The 22,440-nt window shown below is 49.2% G+C and carries 35 protein-coding genes, 3 tRNA genes and 1 pseudogene; 7 read left to right on the top strand and 32 right to left on the bottom strand.

The features are described 5' to 3' along the window. Positions 1-9: 9 nt before the first annotated feature. Genes ACMGG9_RS09240 through ACMGG9_RS09220 form a run of 5 tightly spaced genes read right to left on the bottom strand, consistent with a single transcriptional unit; the run spans position 10 to position 5,172 of the window. Complete coding sequence (locus ACMGG9_RS09240) at positions 10-834, bottom strand: phage minor head protein (RefSeq protein WP_346420469.1); 825 nt, start codon at positions 832-834, stop codon at positions 10-12. Then, positions 815-2,236: a DUF1073 domain-containing protein gene (locus tag ACMGG9_RS09235; RefSeq protein ID WP_346420470.1), complete on the bottom strand. Its 1,422-nt coding sequence runs from the start codon at positions 2,234-2,236 to the stop codon at positions 815-817. Before ACMGG9_RS09235 ends, ACMGG9_RS09240 begins: the two co-directional genes overlap by 20 nt. Positions 2,237-2,240: 4 nt before the next feature. After that, positions 2,241-3,881: a phage terminase large subunit gene (gene terL / locus ACMGG9_RS09230; RefSeq protein ID WP_346420471.1), complete on the bottom strand. Its 1,641-nt coding sequence runs from the start codon at positions 3,879-3,881 to the stop codon at positions 2,241-2,243. After that, positions 3,881-4,909 (bottom strand): terminase small subunit, encoded by a 1,029-nt coding sequence (locus ACMGG9_RS09225; protein WP_414162095.1) that lies wholly within the window; start codon positions 4,907-4,909, stop codon positions 3,881-3,883. Before ACMGG9_RS09225 ends, terL begins: the two co-directional genes overlap by 1 nt. Then, the gene (locus ACMGG9_RS09220) at positions 4,909-5,172 is read right to left on the bottom strand and encodes a hypothetical protein (protein ID WP_070914863.1); all 264 of its coding nucleotides are present in this window, start codon (positions 5,170-5,172) and stop codon (positions 4,909-4,911) included. Before ACMGG9_RS09220 ends, ACMGG9_RS09225 begins: the two co-directional genes overlap by 1 nt. 69 nt (positions 5,173-5,241) lie before the next feature. On the opposite strand from ACMGG9_RS09220, the gene ACMGG9_RS09215 reads away from it, so the two are divergent. Continuing rightward, entirely contained in the window at positions 5,242-5,466 is a 225-nt protein-coding gene (locus tag ACMGG9_RS09215) for a hypothetical protein (RefSeq protein ID WP_414162094.1), read from the top strand. On the opposite strand, the gene ACMGG9_RS09210 is transcribed toward ACMGG9_RS09215, so the two are convergent. Both ACMGG9_RS09210 and ACMGG9_RS09205 read right to left on the bottom strand, forming a co-directional pair. After that, positions 5,463-6,155 carry a DNA methyltransferase gene (locus tag ACMGG9_RS09210; RefSeq protein WP_414162267.1) on the bottom strand — a complete coding sequence of 231 codons (693 nt, stop codon included), beginning with the start codon at positions 6,153-6,155 and terminating at the stop codon, positions 5,463-5,465. The two genes, ACMGG9_RS09215 and ACMGG9_RS09210, sit on opposite strands and share 4 nt — an antisense overlap. A 246-nt stretch (positions 6,156-6,401) precedes the next feature. Continuing rightward, a pseudogene (locus tag ACMGG9_RS09205) lies at positions 6,402-6,890 on the bottom strand (ParB/Srx family N-terminal domain-containing protein); the annotation flags it as partial. An 18-nt stretch (positions 6,891-6,908) separates the two neighbouring features. Between ACMGG9_RS09205 and ACMGG9_RS09200 the strand changes: the two are divergent. Beyond that, positions 6,909-7,154, top strand: coding sequence for a hypothetical protein (locus ACMGG9_RS09200; RefSeq protein ID WP_060559428.1), 246 nt, complete (start codon positions 6,909-6,911; stop codon positions 7,152-7,154). A 137-nt stretch (positions 7,155-7,291) separates the two neighbouring features. Here the strand turns inward: ACMGG9_RS09200 and ACMGG9_RS09195 are convergent, their stop codons facing one another. The 5 genes from ACMGG9_RS09195 to ACMGG9_RS09175 form a co-directional block, all read right to left on the bottom strand. Beyond that, positions 7,292-7,720: a hypothetical protein gene (locus tag ACMGG9_RS09195; RefSeq protein WP_153303156.1), complete on the bottom strand. Its 429-nt coding sequence runs from the start codon at positions 7,718-7,720 to the stop codon at positions 7,292-7,294. Between the two features lie 84 nt (positions 7,721-7,804). Then, positions 7,805-8,047, bottom strand: coding sequence for a hypothetical protein (locus ACMGG9_RS09190; protein ID WP_060559426.1), 243 nt, complete (start codon positions 8,045-8,047; stop codon positions 7,805-7,807). 152 nt (positions 8,048-8,199) lie between these two features. Further along, positions 8,200-8,586 carry a DUF2570 domain-containing protein gene (locus tag ACMGG9_RS09185; protein WP_060559424.1) on the bottom strand — a complete coding sequence of 129 codons (387 nt, stop codon included), beginning with the start codon at positions 8,584-8,586 and terminating at the stop codon, positions 8,200-8,202. After that, the gene (locus tag ACMGG9_RS09180) at positions 8,583-8,975 is read right to left on the bottom strand and encodes a M15 family metallopeptidase (RefSeq protein ID WP_060559423.1); all 393 of its coding nucleotides are present in this window, start codon (positions 8,973-8,975) and stop codon (positions 8,583-8,585) included. Before ACMGG9_RS09180 ends, ACMGG9_RS09185 begins: the two co-directional genes overlap by 4 nt. Further along, on the bottom strand, positions 8,965-9,321 hold the full coding sequence (locus ACMGG9_RS09175; protein WP_060559420.1) for a phage holin family protein: 357 nt from the start codon (positions 9,319-9,321) through the stop codon (positions 8,965-8,967). The genes ACMGG9_RS09180 and ACMGG9_RS09175 overlap by 11 nt, the downstream gene beginning before the upstream one ends. 141 nt (positions 9,322-9,462) lie before the next feature. Here ACMGG9_RS09175 and ACMGG9_RS09170 point away from each other — a divergent pair, with 141 nt between their 5' ends. Beyond that, positions 9,463-9,609: a hypothetical protein gene (locus ACMGG9_RS09170; RefSeq protein WP_153303155.1), complete on the top strand. Its 147-nt coding sequence runs from the start codon at positions 9,463-9,465 to the stop codon at positions 9,607-9,609. On the opposite strand, the gene ACMGG9_RS09165 is transcribed toward ACMGG9_RS09170, so the two are convergent. The 20 genes from ACMGG9_RS09165 to ACMGG9_RS09070 form a co-directional block, all read right to left on the bottom strand. Then, positions 9,590-10,159, bottom strand: coding sequence for a hypothetical protein (locus ACMGG9_RS09165; protein WP_060559419.1), 570 nt, complete (start codon positions 10,157-10,159; stop codon positions 9,590-9,592). The two genes, ACMGG9_RS09170 and ACMGG9_RS09165, sit on opposite strands and share 20 nt — an antisense overlap. Before the next feature lie 295 nt (positions 10,160-10,454). Then, positions 10,455-10,529 (bottom strand) — tRNA-Gly (locus tag ACMGG9_RS09160). Between the two features lie 2 nt (positions 10,530-10,531). Next, positions 10,532-10,606: transfer RNA gene (locus ACMGG9_RS09155), tRNA-OTHER, on the bottom strand. Between the two features lie 2 nt (positions 10,607-10,608). Further along, a tRNA-Ile gene (locus tag ACMGG9_RS09150) sits at positions 10,609-10,685 on the bottom strand. Positions 10,686-10,747: 62 nt separating this feature from the next. Next, positions 10,748-11,023 (bottom strand): hypothetical protein, encoded by a 276-nt coding sequence (locus tag ACMGG9_RS09145; RefSeq protein ID WP_060559416.1) that lies wholly within the window; start codon positions 11,021-11,023, stop codon positions 10,748-10,750. Between the two features lie 85 nt (positions 11,024-11,108). Further along, positions 11,109-11,798, bottom strand: coding sequence for a bacteriophage antitermination protein Q (locus ACMGG9_RS09140; protein WP_414162093.1), 690 nt, complete (start codon positions 11,796-11,798; stop codon positions 11,109-11,111). Beyond that, on the bottom strand, positions 11,795-12,091 hold the full coding sequence (locus ACMGG9_RS09135) for a Ref family recombination enhancement nuclease (protein ID WP_075335058.1): 297 nt from the start codon (positions 12,089-12,091) through the stop codon (positions 11,795-11,797). Before ACMGG9_RS09135 ends, ACMGG9_RS09140 begins: the two co-directional genes overlap by 4 nt. Beyond that, a complete protein-coding gene (locus ACMGG9_RS09130) occupies positions 12,088-12,687 on the bottom strand; it encodes a DUF1367 family protein (RefSeq protein WP_070914855.1) in 600 nt (199 codons plus the stop codon). Before ACMGG9_RS09130 ends, ACMGG9_RS09135 begins: the two co-directional genes overlap by 4 nt. 593 nt (positions 12,688-13,280) lie before the next feature. Beyond that, complete coding sequence (locus tag ACMGG9_RS09125) at positions 13,281-13,931, bottom strand: HNH endonuclease signature motif containing protein (RefSeq protein WP_414162092.1); 651 nt, start codon at positions 13,929-13,931, stop codon at positions 13,281-13,283. After that, complete coding sequence (locus ACMGG9_RS09120) at positions 13,928-14,158, bottom strand: hypothetical protein (protein ID WP_048796141.1); 231 nt, start codon at positions 14,156-14,158, stop codon at positions 13,928-13,930. The genes ACMGG9_RS09125 and ACMGG9_RS09120 overlap by 4 nt, the downstream gene beginning before the upstream one ends. Next, the gene (locus ACMGG9_RS09115; RefSeq protein WP_414162091.1) at positions 14,155-14,385 is read right to left on the bottom strand and encodes a hypothetical protein; all 231 of its coding nucleotides are present in this window, start codon (positions 14,383-14,385) and stop codon (positions 14,155-14,157) included. Before ACMGG9_RS09115 ends, ACMGG9_RS09120 begins: the two co-directional genes overlap by 4 nt. Further along, positions 14,378-14,704: a hypothetical protein gene (locus ACMGG9_RS09110; RefSeq protein WP_414162090.1), complete on the bottom strand. Its 327-nt coding sequence runs from the start codon at positions 14,702-14,704 to the stop codon at positions 14,378-14,380. Before ACMGG9_RS09110 ends, ACMGG9_RS09115 begins: the two co-directional genes overlap by 8 nt. Continuing rightward, entirely contained in the window at positions 14,701-15,522 is an 822-nt protein-coding gene (locus ACMGG9_RS09105; RefSeq protein ID WP_414162089.1) for a chromosome partitioning protein ParB, read from the bottom strand. Before ACMGG9_RS09105 ends, ACMGG9_RS09110 begins: the two co-directional genes overlap by 4 nt. Before the next feature lie 4 nt (positions 15,523-15,526). Further along, the gene (locus ACMGG9_RS09100; protein WP_414162088.1) at positions 15,527-17,149 is read right to left on the bottom strand and encodes a DUF4942 domain-containing protein; all 1,623 of its coding nucleotides are present in this window, start codon (positions 17,147-17,149) and stop codon (positions 15,527-15,529) included. A 7-nt stretch (positions 17,150-17,156) separates the two neighbouring features. Continuing rightward, positions 17,157-17,582, bottom strand: a complete 426-nt coding sequence (locus ACMGG9_RS09095; protein ID WP_414162087.1) for a hypothetical protein — start codon at positions 17,580-17,582, stop codon at positions 17,157-17,159. A gap of 16 nt (positions 17,583-17,598) precedes the next feature. Next, positions 17,599-17,997: a zinc-finger-containing protein gene (locus ACMGG9_RS09090; protein WP_085337051.1), complete on the bottom strand. Its 399-nt coding sequence runs from the start codon at positions 17,995-17,997 to the stop codon at positions 17,599-17,601. After that, on the bottom strand, positions 17,998-18,933 hold the full coding sequence (locus ACMGG9_RS09085; protein WP_060559400.1) for a hypothetical protein: 936 nt from the start codon (positions 18,931-18,933) through the stop codon (positions 17,998-18,000). A gap of 39 nt (positions 18,934-18,972) precedes the next feature. Then, positions 18,973-19,203 carry a hypothetical protein gene (locus ACMGG9_RS09080; RefSeq protein ID WP_075335059.1) on the bottom strand — a complete coding sequence of 77 codons (231 nt, stop codon included), beginning with the start codon at positions 19,201-19,203 and terminating at the stop codon, positions 18,973-18,975. A 215-nt stretch (positions 19,204-19,418) separates the two neighbouring features. After that, positions 19,419-19,850 (bottom strand): toxin YdaT family protein, encoded by a 432-nt coding sequence (locus ACMGG9_RS09075; protein WP_060559398.1) that lies wholly within the window; start codon positions 19,848-19,850, stop codon positions 19,419-19,421. Positions 19,851-19,860: 10 nt separating this feature from the next. Continuing rightward, on the bottom strand, positions 19,861-20,106 hold the full coding sequence (locus tag ACMGG9_RS09070; protein ID WP_076606772.1) for a transcriptional regulator: 246 nt from the start codon (positions 20,104-20,106) through the stop codon (positions 19,861-19,863). Positions 20,107-20,211: 105 nt separating this feature from the next. On the opposite strand from ACMGG9_RS09070, the gene ACMGG9_RS09065 reads away from it, so the two are divergent. From ACMGG9_RS09065 to ACMGG9_RS09050, 4 genes are all read left to right on the top strand, one after another. Beyond that, on the top strand, positions 20,212-20,784 hold the full coding sequence (locus tag ACMGG9_RS09065) for a helix-turn-helix domain-containing protein (RefSeq protein ID WP_060559397.1): 573 nt from the start codon (positions 20,212-20,214) through the stop codon (positions 20,782-20,784). 209 nt (positions 20,785-20,993) lie between these two features. Then, entirely contained in the window at positions 20,994-21,188 is a 195-nt protein-coding gene (locus tag ACMGG9_RS09060; RefSeq protein WP_117189131.1) for a hypothetical protein, read from the top strand. A gap of 387 nt (positions 21,189-21,575) precedes the next feature. Beyond that, positions 21,576-21,869 carry a hypothetical protein gene (locus tag ACMGG9_RS09055; protein ID WP_060559393.1) on the top strand — a complete coding sequence of 98 codons (294 nt, stop codon included), beginning with the start codon at positions 21,576-21,578 and terminating at the stop codon, positions 21,867-21,869. 122 nt (positions 21,870-21,991) lie between these two features. After that, positions 21,992-22,429, top strand: coding sequence for a hypothetical protein (locus tag ACMGG9_RS09050; RefSeq protein ID WP_228392570.1), 438 nt, complete (start codon positions 21,992-21,994; stop codon positions 22,427-22,429). The last annotated feature ends 11 nt before the right edge of the window (positions 22,430-22,440 follow it).

Below are 22,440 nucleotides of genomic sequence, written 5' to 3'. Positions count from 1 at the left end.
TGGGAGGGGTTACTTGTAATCCAGACCTTCTATCTGTGGTATAGCGCTGCATCTACAATTGATATGCGCTCTACCGGGGAACAGTCCGGTTTCTCCGTTGTACTGTGCGCCACGCGACCATAAATAAACACCGGGTCCGTAGCCCACATCTGCACGGGCAATCGCAAAGCATTTGATTTTGGCGTTAGGGTATTTTCCCGCCGGATTACCGCTTACACGCACGTCCTGAGAGGTCGACCAGCGGAATCGGCTTATTCCCGCAGTGGTTTGTCGCTTTCGATTAATATCACCGCTGACCTTCAATGTCTGGTCACGAGCAATGAGCGCCGCACGTTTATATGCAGCCCCCGTGACTGACTGAAGATTTCGCGTCAGCGTCGTTACGCTGTCGCCACGCAGCACACTGTCCATTACATGCCGCTGAATATCATCAAAATACCCGGATGAAAGAGACCGTATCAACGCCACATTCTCTTCAACCGCCGCATCGAAATAATTCCCCAGGCTCTCACGGTTCATCAGTCCCTGAATATCAACCCCTAACGCCCGGTTAATCTGCGCAACGAACGCCGCTGATGTTTCTGACTCTGCCAGACTGACAACGCGCTGAGCTAACTTCTCCTGCTGACCATGGAAAGTATCGACATAAAAACGCTCAGCGGCGGCATTCAACGCGGCCTTAATCAAATCCGTCAAAAAACTGTCAGCGGTATAATTGCGCTTCAAAACGGGAATTAATGCTTCCTGCACACTACGAGCCATCAGATTAATCATCGTGCGCAGCTGGCCATTATAAAATCGCTCCAGATCGCCGTTAATCGTCACCGGATCCATCGGCTGCCGGCGTATTGCCGTTTCCTGGATCCGTTTCCTCAGTCTCTCCGAGCTCGAAACGGTATTCCCCTGCGGCTTCGGCTTTTTCGTTCTCTTCGAGCTGAGCAATGAATTTGTCATCAATGGCATATTGGCCGCTCTCTTTCAGTTTTTTGGCGATAACAGAACGCGGAACGACCTTTTGCTGAATGCGCATATCGTCAGCCTGCGCCTCGGCAAGGTTGCGGTCCTGTATTTCCGTTTCCGTCGGTATATCCAGCGGATTAAACTCAAACGCATTGTCGTCAGGCATTGCACCCAATGCTGAGCGGATAAGGACCTCATCAATTTGGTTAAGAAATTTTCGGTATTTCTTTTCCTGATCGCCCCGAATGCGGTTGAAATAATTGCGCGTATCACCTTCGCCAGAATCCCCCATCCCTTTCGACTGAACACCAAATAAACGCGTCATCGGCTGTTTGGCTGCACCGGCAGTCCATTCCATTAACACGGCAAGGATTTCACCGAGCCCACCAAAGGTGATCTGCTTACGGTCAAACTTCTCATCCTCATCCAGCAGCGCCAGGCGAAACATGGATTTCAACATACCGAAGTTAATAAAGCGGTGAGTGAGGTCCTCGTCAATGTCTCCCGCCGAAAGGTCCGTCGCCAGATTTTTACGGGAAATCACATCCACATTGGCCTCCTGAATCAACGAGGCAATACCGGATTTGGCTGCCGCTGAATCTTTCAAATCCTCCATGCAACGCCGTAAGATACTGTCATCCCACCCGCTATTGAGCAGCCTGAGTCGAGGCGGCAATGGCGCCCCCGGGGCCTGAATAAAGTGACTGTGGTGAACATCTTGCGAACCGCCGTTGATGCGGTACATTTCTGCACGAAGGTAGTTTTCTGCCGTGGGATCCGTGTAGTTGTAGGCTGCCGGCGTGATCATCGTCCTATCAAGGAAAACAAGGCGCTTCAGTGACCCTTTTTTGATTTTCTCCAGGTTCAGCGGAGCCTCAAAACTTTGGTCTGTCACCAGTAACAAACCTGCTCCGCCATAAACACCCGCCCAGGTAAACGCATCTTGTACGCGCTCCTGAAGATCAAAATGCTTCTCTGCTTCACTGATTGCCTCAGCATGCTCTCCGGTGAATCGTCGCCATTCTCGCGTCGCATCCTCCACCGGATTATCAATCACGGCAGCCGCTATCCAGTTGTCGTAATACGCCGCTTCCATCTCCAGATAATCATTGATGCTCGTGATGCTGAACCGATTGTAAGAACGGCGGTCACGATTGGTCCCCATGCCGGTAAGCACATTTGACAGCCCGTCAAACGTTGGAACAATTGAGCCATCGTTCAGCAATTTTATCCGGGGCTTCCCCCCGTACTTCTGTTTTTCTGTACTTTCAGCCATAAGATTAATTCCATCCTCCGTAACCCGCAGACAGGCCAGAGATCAGTTCTATGTCGATGGCATCCATAAAGGTATCCAATATGTCATCATTGGCATGGCTGTCATCTGCCGAGAAATCCGCACACTCAGCCAATGCGGGTAATACCCAGTCCGTTCTGGCTGCTATCGTGCCGTCGTGGTAGCGCACGCTATCAATACGACGACCGTCATCGGTCATCAGCGCCGGAATAAATACCCGCCCGGTTTTGATTTCAGGAATAACGTTCAGGCAACGCACTAACTTGTTCTGGCCGGCACCCCGAGGAATTTCCAGTAACGGGATGGACTTGCGTTTCTTAAGCGTGGTGATCAAACCCTGGCCTGCTTGCTTATCTTCAATTCCCATATGGCGAAGACGTGCAGGCTGGCGTGGGTTCGTCGGCTTCCACTGCTCCCATAACTCAATAGCCTTTTTCAACAGGTCTTCTGGATCCCAGCGACCACGCACCGAATCAATGATGTAAAGATTACCGTCAACACCTACCCCCACTAGCGTAAACACGGTGTAGTCGTTGTAGTCCTCAACTTTTCCTGAGTTGGTGTCCACATAGACGGCGCGGTGCCGCAGTGGTGGCAACGTTTGATAACGAGGAAACCATGCGGTATCAATCAGACCGCCGGTCAATGCCCGCGGGCGCTGCATGTACTGGCTCCAAAACGTGTACTCATCGCTTTCCCACAATTTCAGCAGGTCGCCGATATACTCGTTTTCCGGCCAATAGGACCAATACCGGACACCGTTCACCACCACGCTTTCGGTGTTTTTTACCTGGTTCCAGCACATCGAACGCCACGGCTCAGCCAGTGAATCGATAAATTCTTCACTGACCAACGCAGGGATCGCGACGTGGTGGAAATCTACGCCCATGCCACCGGCCAGCATAAAACCGGTGGCATCTTTCATGTGCAGACGTTGCTGGATGCTGACGAACGGGGTCGGATGATCTTTTGACTTATCACCACGACGAGAGCGGATGGTATTCACCAGCAAGCGGTTGGCGGCATCCCGACGAGATGCCGAAAACATATCGTCGGGCTTGTTGTAGTCGTCCAGACAGACGAAACCAGAAAAATCAGGCCCGGCGTAACCTCCGCGTCCGCCGGTGATCTGACCGCCACTTGAACGTGATACGGTTTGCCCGATAGAGCGGCCCCTCGTATCGACAATTTCCCATTCTTCCGCCTGGTTGACGCCAAAGCTGCACGGCCAGAACTCCTGATATTCCCGACTCAAGATCAGGTCGCGGGTACGGCGAGAATTTCGCTTTACCAGCGTATCGGCAAAAGAAATATTCAGGTTGCGGAATCGGCGTAACTTCTCGGTCTGCACCAACATGTTCACGTAAGCGGGCAGATGTATCGAAAAGAACTCCGTTTTGGTGCCGCCAGGTGGAATGTTGACGATCAGGTTGCGCGGCCGTAATTCGCCCTTTATCAGATCATCGATTTTCGAGGCCATAAGGCGATGATGCCAGTTGACCATCATCCGCTGACCGCTCTGAAGCTCGAACTGCAACCGGGTAAAATTGAGGAAGCTTTTTTCAGACTTGGCCTTCAAGGCTACCCGCGCAGGAAAATCGAGATCCTCCCATTCGAGTATTCTCATTAGTCCAGATCCCCAAATTCATCGTCGAGTGATGAAGCAGCAGCGCGGTAATCATCGGGGCTATATTGATTGACCGGCGGTTTATCACCACCGCGACTAGCAGCATTTTCCCCCTGGATGATTTTTACCAACATGGCTCGAGCCGCCTGCTTACTCTCAGTAACAGCCTCAATCCCATTTTTGGTTTGCTTCACCCCAAGGAAATAAGCGTGCTCATTAGCATCAAGGTCGCGGGTATCCCCCATCAACAATTCCCCTTCGCCCTCGCCATTGCAGCGCGGACAATCTGGGTTAGGGTCGGAGTTAGTGACAAAGCCAAGGCCGCCGTATTCAGGCTCTGACCGGCCATCCTTCATCGCTTTTGCAGCGGCGCGGTCGTACTCCTGAATATCTCGCCATTGGTATAAATTATTTTCGCCCCAGCAGTGGCGGCAATTCACACGGCGGTATTGCGTCAGCGCGTTAGGGTCGGCCCGCGTTATCGCCACCAGCTGATCGACAATTTCATCAAGGTCTGCGGTGTAGCGTTCCCGGAGACGATTTGACAGCACTCGGATAGCCTTCGAAACCTTAACATTTCTATACATCCGACTGGCGGCAGCATAAGCAGCGTTGCCTTCGCACTTGTAGCCCGCTTTTCTATATGCCTCGACTCTGTTTTTTGTTTTTACATACCAATAAACAAAAAGCGCCTGCTGGTCAGAAAGTCCGAATTCATCAGGATCAAATGCCAGATCAAAATCGTCCTCTGAGGAATTTTCTTCATTGGAAATTTTCCGGCGCGGCTGTTGGAAGCCATCAGGATCTTGCTGCTTTTTTTGGGGCGTTTTTTTTGGGGCAGAATTATTTTTTGCCCCGCTTTTTTGCCCCGCTTTTGCCCTTGCCCCTTTGTTGCGTTTCCAACCGCGTTTGCCCGCCATGTATCGCAGGGCTTTTATCGTGATCCCGTGCTTATCCGCAACATCCTGTAGGGAAAGCTCACCAGCACAGAAATCACGCTCGATTGCTTTCTCATCAGGCTTGCTCATCAGTCACTGTCCTGTTGTTTCTCGCGCCTCAGCAATTCGCTGTATGCCTGTATGTCCCCGTTCTTGGCCCGCCTATACAGCGCGCCCCTTAACTCAGCCTCTCCTTTTGCCCGCCCTTTCCGTATAGCGACTCGAAATAGCGATAGCTGCTCTCTGTCCTTTTTCAGCTCATCCAGAGAAATATCCAACACGTCAGCTATCTGCTGCTCGCTCAAACGACGGGCGGCCAACGCTTCGATGTTCGCTATGGGTAAAGTTTGCATATTTCCCCCGCGTCCCCCTCGAACGGGGGCGATGACTCCGCTATCGTCCAAAGCACAGAGGAAAACGCCATGAAAAAGAAAATCGACGTTCTCAGGGAACTTGCCAGTAATAACGATTGGGAAGCGGCTATCAAACTTGCCGGCAGCTTTCCTCGCCTGGGAAATGAAGCGCGGGTAATCACACGGGCTAAAGAAGCCGTGCTGCGACCAGAGTTTCAAATACAGATGGGAAGAGAGCCGGTTTTACTGATTGCCGCCGGTATTGACGCCCTCAAGGCGAAATATCGTCTTTAGTCTGGCTCGTCGGGGAAAATATCAGTGACGTCTACGACACCACAGGCCTCAACCGCTTTACGGGGATCGCCTTTAACGAACACCAGTACATTTTGGTGCGTCTTGCCGAGCTTTCGGCTGGCGGAAAACATTTTCCCAGCCCGAACGGGTAAACTTCCCGCCTGAGTAACAAGGATCGCCTCGTTGTAATACGCTGCGCCGGCATCACAAAACGCCAACACGGTATCACTGACGAAATTACGGTAGATGCCTTTCGCGTCCCGCACTTCCCCTACGACAAAACACGCGAATCGGTCCTGTTTAAGCAGTGACAGCGCATTTTTGATGATCTGCCGGTAGGCGATGACGAACTCCGGGTAGTTCAGCGTCGAAATATCAGCGGGATCGTCAGAATAAACCTCAAGATCAGCATAAGGCGGGCAACTGAATAAAAAATCCGCCTGCGCCCCTTTGAAGTGCTGATGAATGTCTCGACTATCGCCACAGTGCCAATGAGGAGCAACGCCACCATCGGTATCAATCTGCGCCCATTGCTGGCGATTCGCCTCTACCTGTTCGCTTCTCAAATCACAGCCAAGGTATTGCCGCCCCAGTTTCGCAGCGACAACGCCCCGAACTGATCCACCAGCAAAAGGATCAATAACCGTCCCGCCCTCAGGTGAAAACCAGCGATAAGCCAATTCACACATTACCGGGTCGAAAATGCTCGTGGTCGGCAAAGTCTGTAGGTCAGGGTGCGCCTGGAAAAATTCATCCCAGCTGACCACCCTGCCTATTTTAGCCTCATACGCGTTTTTCTTGCCGTAGACCGCACCGCTTTGCGTCGATTTGCTGAACAACAATTCGTCTTCGCGGCCCGACTCTGATTGGATGCCAAGGGCGATCCAATTTTTCTTGCGATCTTGCCACCAGCCTTCTCGGGCATTAAGCACAGAAAAAGGCGGCACTAAGAATTTTTCTGTCAGGTTTCCCGCCTTCGATTCACCGGGCAACACCTCATCGACAGTGAAAATTTCATCAATCTCAGCCTGGCTAAAGCCAGTCAGATCGATATCAAAGCCGCTGTCCAGCAAGTCGCTCAACTCCAGCTTCAATAATTCATCGTCCCACCCAGCATTTAACGGCAGTTTGTTGTCCGCCAGGCGGTAGGCTTTTTTCTGCTGCTCACTCAGGCCCGACAGCGTGATAGTCGGCACTTCATCGACAAAAAGCTGTTCAGCCGCCAGCAACCGACCGTGACCGGCGATCACTTCTTCGTTTTCATCAATCAGTACCGGATTCGTCCACCCGTACTCACTGATGCTGGCAACAATCTGTCGAACCTGCTCATCGGAGTGGGTTCGGGCATTTCGTGCATAAGCCATCAACGACTCGCGTGTTTTGTAAACAATTGAGAGCGTTGATTGATTTTTTCCTTTGGTCATTTCTGAGGATCCAATACTATGGCCCTGCTCTCGAGAGCAAGTGGGCCTTGGTTCATACTCATGACCTGTGACGTGGGTATGAATGACCATCGGCAGTTACAGCTGCCGATGGTCGCCCACCCTCCTTTAGAATTTTCTGCTGACCTCTGGAATACCCGCTCGGGAAAACCGCTAACCACCATCTACGAATACAGATCGTTTATGCTGATTTTCTTTGTGGCCAACGCAAAAACTCAGAACAAAATAAAAACCACCAGCAGATAACGGTCAGGGTGACCAGGCAGGATCTGCCGGTGATTTTGCTTGCGCATTACGCAGCAGCCTCGGAAAGCCGCTCTGTAATACAAAAAACCCGCCGTAACGGGTTTAGATAAACAATAATAACAACGCAATATTATTTTTTAAATAATAGTCGCATTGTGCTTTCCACTCCAAGGATCCAACTCTGAATCAGCCCACTCAACAAGAATCACATCTTTTGCTTGCTTTGCGGTTGCAGATATAGTGTCTGCATCCTTAGATGAGGTCCACAACCCAACGATAACACCATCAAAAGCCGATAAACCATGTTTCATCGTGCTTATTGTTTCAAGTGAAATCGTATTGTTAGTATTAGGGATCTGAACATGTCCTCTTTGGTTCACAATCTGCTTATAAGCCGCACTTCCTAGCGCAGACTCAAGTACGTCAGAGTTTTTTGCGTTCTGAATACCAGGAGATAACAGCAGTAAGCTGCATCCTTTGTTCATAGCAGTTTGTAACCCTAGTTGTATTGCTTTTGCTGTAGACTGATCATGCCCATTTGCTGATTTGGCAAGATAATTACTCATGAAAATATCCTTTTTGTCATAGCCTCATATGGCCGAAAGTAGGATACCCTGCCAAACCGTAAACAACAAAATATAACTCAATCTTTAAAATGTCGTAGGCTGCGCCACGGCACGCACCCAACACATAATTCCCTTCTGAAGATCAGTCCGCCCTTCATTCAACCAACGCATATCTATCTGATGTCCGCCGGTATCATGATTGCTGATTAACAAATAGTCATAAAGCTTACCCAATTCTTCGCCTAATGCCTTAACCTTGTTCATGCAGTCGATTTCGTCCTGGGTCAGTTCACGATATCCAGCAATTTTACGGTGTTGATTTTCCATTTTATCTCCCGGCGGCTTCCCGCCATTGGTTCAGCGTGACCACTTGGCCGGCGCATATTGATAAAGCAGTTTGCAGTGCCAGCGCGTAGCTCCCGATGTCCCCCCAGGTATTACCCTGCAACGTCGGGCGCTCGCATAACCTGAATACAGACTCAGGGGGCAGCAAGACGATGGGTTTCGGTGGCGGTGGCATCCGTGCCGAGCAGGAGGCCAAGCACAGCGTCAGGAGCGCGGCCACGGGCGCACTCATCGTTTTTGATAGCATCCTGGTACTTCCTTTGATAGATTTCACCCCGCTGGCGCAGTTGATACTCTCTCCGTTGCTGTTCGACCATCATTGCGCGATTACGGGCGTCATCCGCGCGCAATGTAGTGATCAGCCCAGCCTGCTGCGCCAGCGTCTTTTCCTGATCTGCAACCTGCTGGCGTGCCAGCGCCAACCGGTGCGACAACAGCGAGCTGTAACCACCAAGACAGATAGCCACCAGCAGCAACAGCACCAACCCGCCCTGCATCAGTTTTTGCAACCAACCGGTCATGCTGGGTAATCCCTCACTGATAGCTGGAAGTGCGGGCCGTCTTTCAAGGTTTTCCAGTCGCCGCCCCACTCGATCACCGTCCCCAGCTCTTTGCCGGCCTGCTTAAACGCTGTGGCGATCTGTTCGTAATACCGCCATTCCCAACTGATGTTGGTGCCCAAATATGCAACCACATCCACAGCGTGCCCGGTCAAGTGGCGACTTTTCAGCGTTTGGCTTTTTCCGGTCTGTACCATTTCGCGCTGGCGTTCAAGAGTTCGAAGCCCCTCAGTAATGCCGAAATCTACGGGTGATAATTCAAGAGCTCGGCGGACGACTGCAATCAGAGCAGGATTGACACCTTGCAGATTTTTTTCACTGCGTGGGCTAAAGCAAAAATTAACGGTCATTTTTACGATTTTCCTTCTCATCCATTGGTGTGTTGGTTTTCATGCTGGAAAAAGTGCGGAGAATTGCCAGGCAACGTTCCACACCGATGCCACCAATCACGACGCCAATCAGCAGCGCGTTGTCTTGGCTCATTCCGAATAGCTCAAGGGAGTTGATAACGCCCAGAGAGATCAGCAAGCAAATGGCTCCAGCGTAGAGCGCGTCCAGCCACGATTTGCCATCACGCAAGGTCAGCAAGGTAGCCATGCCGAACGCAGCGAACGAACCATAAAGCACAGGTGCATTAGTTTTCATCCACAGCAAAGTAGCCTCCAGGAAACCCGGCGGCAGGTGTTGATTATTCATTGCCCGGCTCCGGGTTTCAGAAAGGAAAAAGGCCACGCATTAGCGCAGCCTCAAGGAGGTGCCAGACCTAGCCTGGCGGTGTTTTTCCACATCTGATATTGTTGAATCGCGACAAGCAACCTTACAGAAATGGAGAGTTTTATGAGTCAGACAAATAAACCTGCCGGCGAGAGTAAACCGCAGCCGGCAGAACAACCGAAGCCTGCTCCGGTTAAGCCAGGTGACTTCACGGTTGAGCGCATGATCATTGGTGATTCCGCTGAAGGCCTCAGGAAAAAAGGTAAGTAAGCGCAGAAATAAAGAGAGCGCAGACCGGGGTAATGATGGTCGCCATCCTTGCCCAGGTTAGTCTTTTTCTTATTTTCTTGTTGTCGCTTGCTAACTCATTGGCGGTTAGGCATAGAGAATGCAGCCTATACCGCCTCATCACCGATAGGCGATTACACTCACCTCTAAATCCAGTGCTTTTGAAATAATCAAAATGCTCTTGATTAATAGACTTGTAATTTTGGGTGTAAAGCTGATCTGGCGACGCATAAACCAACCCACGCATGTGGACAGTTAGAACCTGCGTTACCAGATAGATCGCGCACAGTGACCAGTACACGATAAATACCGCAAGCCCAGTGCTGAGAAAGTCTAAATTCGGTCTTTGCGTAAGCAGCAAAAAAGACGAACCAATACCAACGATCAGAATACTGAGCAGCTTGTACCCGTTTTCTTTATTCACCGTGTTCGACTGGTAAATATCCTTGATGCACGCCTCACCCTGTGCCTCCAGAAAATCAACCAGCTCATCGTCGGCATCCAGAAAATAATCATCAGGCAAGTTTTTCATGGCTATGTTCCCCTGGCATTGCAGTGAAAGGATTTTACCTCAACGCTGGCTGCAGCAACATGTATGAAGGGCAATTGTCGCCCGAGGATCACCACCAACGGCTGAAATCTGATCCACAAGAATGCAAAAGCCCCGGCGGTTAGCCAGGGCTCTTGCAGCTGCATGTATCAGAGAGGCCCCCTATGAACAAACCGGCAGGTATGTTGATGGGAAATCAAGGGGGCTTTTCTCATACTTCTGAGGCGCTTTCCAGCCACTCCGGGTATCCCTTCATCGCAGGCTGAAAAGCTTTGTTTGGAGCGGTCAGCGGGAATCGAACCCGCATCATCAGCTTGGAAGGCTGAGGTAATAGCCATTATACGATGACCGCATTGGTCCGCCATCGAGGCCTCGAACCCCGTACCTACAACTTAATGGTCGTTGCTCTTCCTGCTGAGCTAATGGCGGTTTGGTGGCCCTTGCTGGGCTTGAACCAGCGACCGAGCGATTATGAGTCGCGCGCTCTAACCAACTGAGCTAAAGGGCCGAGGCGCGAATACTAATGCAGTCAACATAACCACACAAGACCCATTGATATTTCTTTACATATCAACGGTGCTTCTCTGACTCGAACTTCGCGCTTAACGTGATACCGTCAGGCAACAGAGCCCAGGCGACGTAGAAGTCATGCGGGGTCATTTCTTCCATCAGCCAGGTGTGAATCCCAATGTGGTAAACCTCGCCGTCTTCTTCGAATACCCGTATATGCCCCTCGTGCCACCCATCACAGGGATTGAGCACCAGCACACTCCTACCATCGAGGTCGGCGGTCGGTAGTTCACTCGCCGGCCTGAAGACGAGACTCTCAGTAATACGTTTCGACATTTTTAGGCACCATACATGCAAAAACCCGCTCTAGTGGCGGGTTTTTATAATTTTGGCAAAATATCAAATTGAACTTAAATTTAGCCTATTCTGTCAGGTTTTGCAATATCCGCTGTGTATTAACCTGCTCATGGCGGATTAGAGTCGCTTGCAGCGCTGTAAGATCTAACGCCATTGCCCTCTCCTTTAATTCATGCCAATGCCTGGCGTAACACTCACCCCATGTCTGTCGAGTGATGCTCATAAGGTTAGCCAATGCCGAACCGGCATATTCACGATATGACTCGTTGCTATTTTTTGCGGCTACATCCTGGACAGCAAGCCAAACCAATGACACCAGTTTGTTTTTCAGGCGGCGCTGGATATTCTTATCTGCAAGCTCAGCTTCATAACCCTTCCAAATATATTCACATATCGCAATTTGGTATCTGAAACTCAGATCATACCCGTAACAATACCTGACCCACGCCTGCTGGTATTCATCCAGCATCATAACCGCTCGCCGCCAGGAGCAGGTTGCAAATGTATGCTCTTTCATCGGCGGCATAGGACGTCGCCGGCTACGTGTTTCCAACACATATACGGCGGAGTTATCGGTATTAACCCAACGCTCGCCCTCCAGCTCAACTTTATGGATGTGTTGTCGGGGGTAGCTTTTGTTATCAGCAGGAGGATGCTCGCTAAATGCCTCTAGCTGTCCTTTAGTACCCCCTGAATCATCCAATAAGGCACGAGTTAACTCTAAGCGTATAAATTCCAGCTGCTGTGCATTCATGCAAAAAACTCCCCGCGTAATTCGGATTCAATTTGCGCTAATAGGCTTTCTTCTGTGCCATAAATCCCTTCCCACTTTTTTTGCCCAGCATGAATAGCAACACCATAGCCACCGGTCCGATGGTGCGGAGGGCATAATGGAATGGCTCGCTTGTGTGAAGAGCGCTGCCCAATCCCGCACCCTTTTCTCAAATGATGTATTTCTGCCGGCGAACTGCCATATCCGAGATTACGGCAAACGACACAACCGAGTTCTGCTACACGCTGGAGATGTTCGCGATCTTCCTTTCTCATGCGAACTCCAGTAACTGCATTGCGACGTTTTCTGCTTCTCGCTGTGAATTAAATTTCCTGAATAAAATGAAATTCCACAGCACATTGAACACCGCTTTATAAAGGCTCTGGAATGTATCCTCATCCATTTTTGAAAATGATATTGATTGAGGAATGCGCTGGCGTAGTCCATTGGGGAGCACTACCTCATAGTAGTAACCTGCCTCGACGGTTGCCCAGGCCCTGTAAGGCTCAAATGATTTGAGTAACGCGATTTCTTGGGTGCGAAGCTGGCCGACCTTAAGCAAGTATTCATCGGCAACGGCAGTAATAACCTCGCCATGCTGCTGGCCTGACATCTCAACGAGATACCCAACGAAGCCATCGATAAGCTCGCGTTCAGGGAGCGTCAATGCGCCACCGGTTGGCGTCCAGTAGTCGAAACCAAATTGCAGAAGTTTGAAAAAACGCTTGTGGTATTGGTAGTTACGGACACGGCGAAACTCAGCCTGTATCCATTCACCGAGTTTCACACGTTGCACGAAATCGCTGGCCTCGATCGTTGCCGGGGTCAGGATTGTCGGTGCGGATTTTACTAACTGTATTAACTGCGCCATGATCGTCTCCGGTATGGCGCAGTGCTCAGGTTCCAGTTGTTCAGACTGGATGACTAATTATAACATCATTTGACCTGATGTAGACCCAGATTTAACCCCGCCTGCGCTGCAATCTCGCACAGATCAGCTTGCGAGAGCCGCGACACCTCAGGACTTAACGTGAAGCATCTCCCCGTATCAATCTCCCTGATGATAATGCCATCGACCTCAATAGCCTCAACGCGAAACCTGCAACTACCACGAAGCACATCAAACAACGGGCATTCAGAAATCATATTTCACCTCAATAAGTTAGAATCACTGTCGAGGCGAAACACCATGGATATACGGACTCCCATGTTTCAGTAAAGCCGCTGGACCGGCTTTGTCTAATAGGTCGCATAGATCAATACAGGCACTTCGATCGTTTAAACCGATCGATAGCACATAGTAACTATGGTTTATTGTTATACTCGTCTGATTTATAACAAAAAACCCGCATACTTGCGGGTTTTTGACATAACTACTCATGGGGAGGATGAAAAGTTCAATTCATCAGTCAGAAATCATCTTCAGCATCAACCAGGCGGACATACGCCACTGGCTTGCTCAGATTATTTTCCACGGCCTACCCCCTGTCCTGATCGTTTCCTTTCAATTTGCCCAATCAGGTCCTTCAACATTACTGTTGCGTATAGCCCTGGTGCCAAGACTTTCGGTGCATCGGAATAACCTGCTCGTACGAACATCGATTTGATGTGCAACGGAGCAAGGCGGAGATTACCAATCTGGTTATTTTGCACATCATTATCCAAATGAATAACTCCGTAACCTGCAGGAAGTGGTCCGTTGACGCACTCCCATACGTAAACGTCGAGGCGCATTCGCTTACCGTTTGCGTAGATATATTTCAGCCCCTTACCCGTTCCATGCCTGCATTTTTGATTCCATCCTCTGCCAGCCATAGTTTTCTTGATGGCGTCTACGGTTTTTTTATCACCAAACCGCTCATTAAACATCTGCGTCAATTTTTTCCATCCAACAGCTCTATTGGCAAAAAGGTAAGTTAATTGCTGTTCGCTATAATGAAATTGTTTTGCAACATACCGATCTAACCCACGCTGACGTAACACCTCCCTCATCGTGCCTTGTCTTTTCTTTGTTCCAAATTCGTAGTTGAATAAATCGGTAATTTCGCGAAATGTTTTCCCTTTGCAATGAGTTTCCAGAAATAAGTTTTGCGCGTCAGTATATTTTTGACTCATTCCTCTATCCCCAATACTTTCGGCACCCGCCCAGCGTAACCGTCATAAACGGCTTTCTGCGCATCCAGCGCGACACGGTAGGTTTGGATCATTGTACCGGCCACTTCCGATACAGCCTTAGCGCGAGTGATCTCTTCCGCCAATTCTTCACCTTTCAGCGACAAGTCGCCCAACCTTTCAAGCATCATGAACTGGTGATTAACCAGGTCAGCGAGTGAATTTTTCACGATTTCACCTCAATATCTGTTGTGATAGCCTGAACTACCGGCCGGCCGACAATCCGAATATCAGACTGCCCATTTAAAAGTCGCCCCAGCTGGCCGGCGGCTTGATCCAGTGCTTGTTTGTATACCTGGTTAATTTGGCATTCAGGCCCCCACGAGCCAAGGTTTGTCAGCTCAAGAGTGAGCGTTACCTTTGCGCCAGTTTTCGTTCTTACGACAGGTTTAACCATGGAAAACCTCCTTATTCTCAACGCCATCAAATTTTAGAGTTGCGGAGAACATATCCGACGGATCTCTAAAATATTCGGCCTTAATCACCTTAAGCCGGATTACTGGTCCCTGATTTGATGAAATCAGGATGAAGTCACCAGCTGAAATCGCCGGCCCAAAAGGAAGGCTGATCGGCCCATGTCCAGTAACATTGAATTTCCTTTTGGTGTTGAAATTGTCAGAAAGCCCCTGAATTGCGTGCCCCCAGAACATCTTGGTGTAATTGTGTTTCACCGGCGTTTTTTGGGCCTTTCTTCTGAAAAATTGAAGGAGTCTCATTCTCCCGCTCCTTGTTGGCGAAATTCATCAAGAATGAATAGCACATCAAGCGCGGTGCCTTCTGGCAGTATATAAGCCGTTTGCCCGTCAATTTCCCGCACTTCAGCTTGCGAAAATATCTTCACGGCATTACGACTTTTTGTAGCGCTGAACTGCGGGATCGCTGTCGATTTTGTTGCTTTTGGCTTTCCCTTTTTCTGGGCTTTAGCGACATCATCCTTGAGAAGCTCCCCGGCTTTTTCTCCGTGTTTTTTCACACGTTCAACAGCCAATGGAATATCAACCGTACCCTCTTCTACTAATTGGTGAACGTCATAATTAGCAGAGAGCAGCACCAATGCATTATCAACCTTATAGCGAGGGATATGTAAAACCTCGGCAATTTTATCAGCGGTAAGATTGAGATTTTGCAAATCTCTGACCAATAGTGCCTCTTCGTAATCAGTAAGCGGCAATTGCTCATTACTGGTTCTAATTCGTGCGATACGGTCTACATCGCTACCTTCGAACGGCTCTATTTTTATCCATTCAACAGGCTTGCCTGCTTCATCACGAAGACGATGGTAAGTTAATGTCCTGCGGTGCCCCTCAACAACCCACACACCACCTTCATCGCGAGGAACAACCTCAAGGTTGGGGATTTTCCCACCCGTGAGCATATATTGGTAAAGCTTCTCATTAGCTTCACGATAACGTTCATTGTCAACACGACGATTAAAACCCTCTTTGATATGAATATCATCAAGACGTATAAGCAGGCTTGTTTTTCCACGCTTAATTACTTTCTCGTCAATCATTTTGTTAAATGAGTTTGCCATTTGGTCATACCTCTCTTTCTGCTGTCAAAATAACTACTGAAATGCTTGTTCCCGCGAATTCGTTGCTGATCTCTTCTGACCAGTTAACTTTCCAACCGGGTAATATTTCTTTGCCTTTCATACCTAGGGGCAATATCGCCACCAAACGCCCTCCTCGATTTACCAATGAGGCAGCGCTTTCCACATGTGCTTTGGCACGCCCCTCGCTGAAAGGAGGATTCATTACCACCTTGTCGAAGCGCTTGTTGGTGCTCTGCGCCCATTTGATAAAATCCGCCTGCTCAACGGTTAATCCTTTGGCTTCCAGCACCCGACAATGTAGGGTCGATATTTCCACGCAGCAGGTTTGATCTGCCGGCATCAATATCGCAATGTTTCCAGTGCCAGCACTCGGCTCCAGGCATTTTTCGCCAGGTTGTATTTCGGCCTCACATACAGCCCTTTCGGCCAGTGATTCGGGGGTTGGGTAGAACTGGTGCGACTGATAGTCTGGAATACAGCCAGATGCAACGATCTCACCCAGCACTCGGGATGGGTCGTAATCGAACTCCCAGATGTTGATATTTTTATGAGGGCCGGCTTTGATAAGTACGCCGCCGATCATTTCCAACACCTTGCCTGCTTGTCCGCGGATTGCCTTATCTTCATCACGCCAATCGAATCTGCGATTAAACGGATTGGTTGTCAGTGGTGGTGTAGGATCATCCCATTTGTTGCGTCGTATCGGGGTGTGATACTCAGCTTTCAACCCCGAAAGCACAGCCAGAACGGCGAACGGAAGCGGCTTGTCCATCAAAGTGAAATCTTTGAGTTTCTTTTTCGGTTTCTGGCGGAACTGAGGCGGAATTGCCATAGGATACAGGTGCGCCAGAATGCAATTTAGCCGCCAGGCCATTTCGGGGTGAACTTCGAGGTGCGCGGTACCCTTCAGATAGGCCCGGACACGTAATGCGCCACCGTCCATCACCAGCCATTCACCGTGGCGGATACGGGCCTCCTGGAGCGCGTCATCGGTTACACGCCAACGGGGTTCATCACGGCCCATAAATTTAGCAATAACCTGCCGGAGATCCTGGATAAAACCACTCATATCGTGATTGGTCCATCCGTATTCGTTGAAAACGCGCGCGAGGATCATGCGCTTACCGAAGCCCTCCGGTCGGTTAGTAACATGATCGCCGGAAAGTGCACGGAAAATGCCGTCTACACGTTCAGCGAAAAATTGCTGCCGCGAGTTCAGCAGTTCCATTATTGTTGGCCGCACCGTTTCCTCTTCAAAATCCGGCGTTTTCATTTCGCGGATCTGCTCATTCCATTCTGTGCGGCGATTGTTTGGCATATATTCGTACACGTCGGTCATATTCAGAGCTTTTTGCCAAAACGTAGAGTTCAGGCTCGCAATGGCCCCTTCAAGTTTAAAAAGTTGGTCGACACTCCCGATATAATGGCGTCGGTCTTGGCTCTGATTCCCCTCCAGGAAATGATGCACCGATGCATGATGAGTGCTAATCACGCCCGCCATCTGTTCAATGTCAGCGCGCAGATGCTTGTACTGCCCCAATAATCCATCCACGAGATCGGTGGCCGCCGGAGCAAAAAACTCCTCAGTTAAAATTAATTCGCTCATGCTCACCTCACGCCTTCGACTCTGCCGCCAGGCAGCGCATAATTTCAGCCTCTGTCGGCAACGGCTGGGTTGATACATGCCGGAAAATTTCACGGCGGACGCTGGTTCCCCTTCGGAGTAGATGCTCTACCCGGTGTAACGGCATCTTCAGCAGTCGGGCGATTTGAACCGGAGTGCGGCCAGAAAGATGGAGCTGATAAATCCCGGTGATAACTTTGCGTCCGTATACATTGCGGTTGCCAATCTTCACCACAGGGCTGTCATCGCCTTGCGGCCGACTGACAAACGGAGCCCTTACCGGCGGTTGATAACACGCTCTCGTCCTTGCTCGTGCCGCAGCATTCAGGTTATCGAGAATTACCGCACCGTAATCACAGCCATCATCGACACCAATACGACGCTCGTTGATTAATTTGTTAATTTCTACTGCCATTGGTCATACCTCGTACTTACAGGGAATTCTTGTATTCCGTCGCCACGCGCTGCACACGACGGCACATATCAACATCGAACATGCCGATGTGGCACTCAGCCCCAGGAATGCCGAGTTGTTCGGCCAGCCATTGGTACGCGTCCGCCCGCTTCATCCCGAACTCTTTCCACAAGGGATCGAAGGCAGCGTGTGCAAGCCGCTTGGCGGCGCGTAGCTGGGCATTCGCCAATCGGCCAAGTGGCATCGCGTTACTGTCTCGATGGCAGCCGACATAAGCTCCACATGGATCACATGACCAGTAATACCCATTCGCCAAATCCTTGCGGTGCGGGTAAATAACAAAGCCCCTCACCAGCGCGGCAGGCTTCCCGCAGTAATCACACGTCACTAGCCGATTAATAGTATTTGTTTCCATCTAACCTCCCACGTACGGCTGCTCGCCGGTTTCTTTGTATGCCAGGCTTAAATAGCCCCGCCATGCGTTACGGCACTCGAATTCTTTCGCCATCCGCAATCCAGCTTTCGAGTATTTTTCCTTGGCAATTTCTTCCGCCCTGTTCTGAGGCTTCTTGCGAGAAGTAATTAGCCGGTTAAACGCCCCATCGAAATCAATAAAATTTGATACCGGATGCGAAACAAGCGGTGGTGATAACGTTTTCCAGTCGTTCGCGATACAGTGCAGAATCACCGAGTCGGGTGAATGCCCCTGCTGCCGAAACTCCTCCAGCCGCTTAATGTTCGCCATTGCCGCACGTTTTGTTTTCACCGGTTTCCCCAGTTCGATGCAAAACTCTCCCCACTGACGCCATATTTCAGGCGATAGCCATTCGGGTAGTTCAATCGAATTAAAATCAAATTGCCCCTCCCCGTTCCCCTTGGGGGGTAAGGGGGGATCTTTTATATCTTCTTCTTCCTCTTCATCTTCATCTGGTAACCCCTTTTGTGCCTTTTTTGTAACGCTGTGAGCGTTACTGTTTGGTGCTTCACTGCGTTGCGAATCGCGTAAATTTGCAACGCGCCTATTTGTAAGTGCCCGTTTTTTAGTGGAATTCCCGTTATGCCGCTCGAAGTTTGGAAAAACCAACTTTTCGCCATCCAGAGCCAACCATCCAACTTTCAGCATTGCTTCGGCGAAACCTCTCACAAAAGTGATCCGATCTATCGCACTTTTAGTAACGCTCACAGCGTTACAATCTGCGTTACCGTCAATTGTTTGTTGATCTGCCCAAGACCACAGGCGGATCAGCTTACCGAGTACCGCATCAGGGTCTAATTCCAACAATTCAGCAAGCTGGTATACCTCCGGCTTATCTGGAGTAATTACTTCGACTTTTATCCAACTTGATGCCATATACGCCTCGACTGTATTAACTTTGTAACGCTGATAGCGTTACTTTTTGCGAGAATTGGCGTTGCAATTTGGCTTCCCTTTCACACGCTTTAATGGTTTCGCATAGGTTTTGGCGATCGCTATACTGCTTGCGATAGTTGCATTTGGCCGGCTCGCGTAATGATTAGCACCACGCATTGCCGCCGAACGAGCCACATCGATTGAAATACCTTCACGTACCAATTGATCGCGGATCTGCACCTCAACCTGTTCTTTCGTAAAATTAGCCATTGGTCATACCTCGTTAAATACTTTGTTCTCGAACCTTCCGCATAAATTCTGAATCAGCATCGGGTGGCGCCATCATTTCCCCATCGCCGAGATAATCAGGGTTCATATATTGGTCGTGATAAATGCACGATTCCTCCTGACAATTTGGGCAAAAGCCGCTGCTATATTTTTTCGTGCCGCAGTCTTCACAGTAATTAGCCATTGGTCATACCTCGTTATCCCCGGCAGTAAATGCCGCTATGGGGTCTGCTTCGTAACACATGCAACGCTTCTATTGCGTCGTTGATTTCCTCGTCCGCTTCCGGCAACTCCAGCAGTGCGGCACTGACGGCCTCGGCAAATTCCTTTTGCGCCCTTGCCACCTGATACTGGATTGTTCCGTAACGCCGCTGCTCCAACGCCTTCAAAATTGCAGGCTTTAAGGCTTCGATTTTTACTTTCGCTTTCCTGCTGCCACTATCCAACCAGCGGAAAATATTTTGCATGTTGTTATGTGTCGCCCCAGGAGCCTCGATCGGATACAAAGGCAGATCACCGCCACCTAACTCGAAATAGTGCTGAGTAATCTCCGCAGCCACCGTTTCCCGTTTTGTCGCATTGGCCCAGCGGCGTAGCTCAATGCAGATCGCTTCATAATTGATTTCCATAAGTCAGTCCTTAATCGTCCGCGATGCTATTGTTGATATTCAGTGGCAATCCGGACGTAGGGTTAGGATGAATATCCGGCCGAAGTTCATGGGGGGTAATCCCCGTGAGTTCGTAAATTTTCATCAAGTGTCGTTCTGGCACTTTCCCCTTATCTCGATGCCTCCATTGGCTTACGGTCATAGGTGTTACTTCTAGCGCCTTAGCTAAACCAGAAGCACTCCTAAAGTTTTTAATTACTTCGTCTAGCACTGTCATTTTGGACTCCATAGGTTAACGACACGGACATTAAATAATTTATTTATAAAGAATGTCAACAAAATATGTAGTTGATGCATTAAACCTAATGTTTATAATCATGAAATGAAAGAAAAAATATCGAATCCAGTGTTAGCATTCGAAGAGCGCATGGCTCTTCTTATGCATATGAAAGACCTGAAAAAAGCTGATCTTGCGCGTATGGCAGGAGTCAGTGCTCAGGCCGTTAATGGCTGGTTCAATCGGGGTGAGGTTGGAAAAGCCTCCGCTAAGAAGATTGCCGCGGCTACTGGCGTATCGGTGGATTGGATATTGGAAGGTGGCCCCGAACTCCATGAGTTGAACGCGCATCGAGCCAAACGCCTTGCTGATTGGTTTAGCGAGCCTGGATTCCCCGAAGAAGAAGCTGGATTTTTTGAAGATCTAGTTAATGGGAAAGCCGCCTTCACTGATAAAACTGCCAGGCGGATTGAGCAAGATTATGGATTACCTTTCAATCACTTAGATGCCGGTAATAGTTCTGTTTCGCCAACAAAGCTAAATGATGAAGATAAAGAACTTTTATTTTACTTTCATAAGCTTACAAGCAAAGCCAAGCAAGAATTTCTAGAGAATGTAAAAAAGCAGGCTGATTTTTACGACAGCATGTTCGAGGAACTAAAAAAAATGAGAGGATAACTCTCTAAAAATCAGAAAGTTACTCACCGCCCCTGTGGCGGTTTTTTTTCATCTCCAGAAAGACTATAAATATAATATTGACACTTATATAAATATGATATTTAATCAACACATCAACAGCACAGCAGTGCTCAGGTACAAAGTTCTGACAGCCGGAAAGACGGCGAGGTATGACCAATGGATTTCACTACACGGCAGAGGGTTACACGATGAAAGCAACAGTCCTATGTATCACCCCAAGCGAAGAGGCTGTCGGCTACCTTACCGCTGGTAAGCAATATGACATCGAAAGCACTTGCTCTGATGGAAAGTGCGTGCGTGTTATCGATGATCAAGGGGATGAAATCAGCATTTTTGTTGATCAGTCCAGTTACGGTAAATTCCGCGAACTGCCGAAGTTATAACACCCACCGCGATAAAGCGCGGAGAATCTCCGAGGTATGACCAATGATCAATACAACTATTCCACATAGCGGCAAGCAAGCCAGATACCGTAATAAACGCACCGGCGCTGCATGGATGGCTCATTACGATATTCACTGCAAAGTATATCGGTTCGAACCTACCGGCAATCTTCGGGCAATCAAGTCAGCGTTCGAGGCTCGCAGCGTTCCACCTTATTTCGAGCCTGCCGGCACTCATTGAAAATGCAACACCAGGGAACGGTCGTATATTCCGCCCGTAGAGGTAGGTAATACGACGCCGGAAACGTAACCGGCACCTAATTTAATTTTTCTCTAGCTAATTAATTTAGCTACGGATCACCATTACCTAAAATCGGAGTACGACCAATGAGCAAGGAAATAATTTTCAAATTAGCGCTGGTCAGCAAAAACGTAGCTAAAGTGTTTTCAAATGACGAAACCGCCGGTTACATCGCCCTGCCCGAAAATGAGCATCAAAACCAGCATCCTTTCGCTATCACCCACAATGGCAAAGATATTGGTTACGAGCATTGCGAAATGTGTGCGATTGAAGCTGTTATCCGTCGTTTTGAGCGTATACCTCTTGGCGAAACTATCGATCTAATCCCCCCCAAAGCCGGCATTCGCTCATTAAATATCAGCGTGTTATCAATCCAGTAATTGCTGTGTAGTCTTCCCCGCCGTCGCTGGCGGGGCTTTTTGAAGTTATTGATATGCGTCCAGCGTTTCCCATCCGGGGCGTCAACTCGCAGGGCGCATTTTAATAACAAAAGGAGAAGAATATGGAACAGCGACTAATTGATGCATTAGATAGCATTCGTGGTGGAGCTGATATATATGCTCGCCACATCGCCATGCAACTACGTGAAATACAGAAGCTTCACCCAGAATACATAAACATTTGCAAACCAATGGCGTATGAGGGTGACGGTAGCGACCAAGTTCCATTTTTCGGCGCTATCGCAACTCCAGCAGGCATTGAGTTTTTGGACGTTGAAAATGCATTCGACTCCGAGTCATCGTGCTTAGCTCAAAAAAAATACTGTGAAGAAAGCCGCGCTCCTCATTTTGCCCCGTTAGATGGAATTTGCTTTCGCTGCAAAAAGGATATTTACGCACGCATGGATAATGGAATTTCGGTCACTGGTATTTCAGTACGTCGCGCAGGTTCTCAACTGGTTACTGGTTGCCCTCACTGCAACCGTAGTTATTGCGATTAGAAAGTAAAAAA

This window comes from Serratia sp. BNK-10 (genome assembly GCF_047456065.1).
GTDB classification, from domain to species: Bacteria; Pseudomonadota; Gammaproteobacteria; order Enterobacterales; family Enterobacteriaceae; genus Serratia; species Serratia ureilytica.
This window is presented reverse-complemented; position numbering and strand designations above follow the sequence as displayed.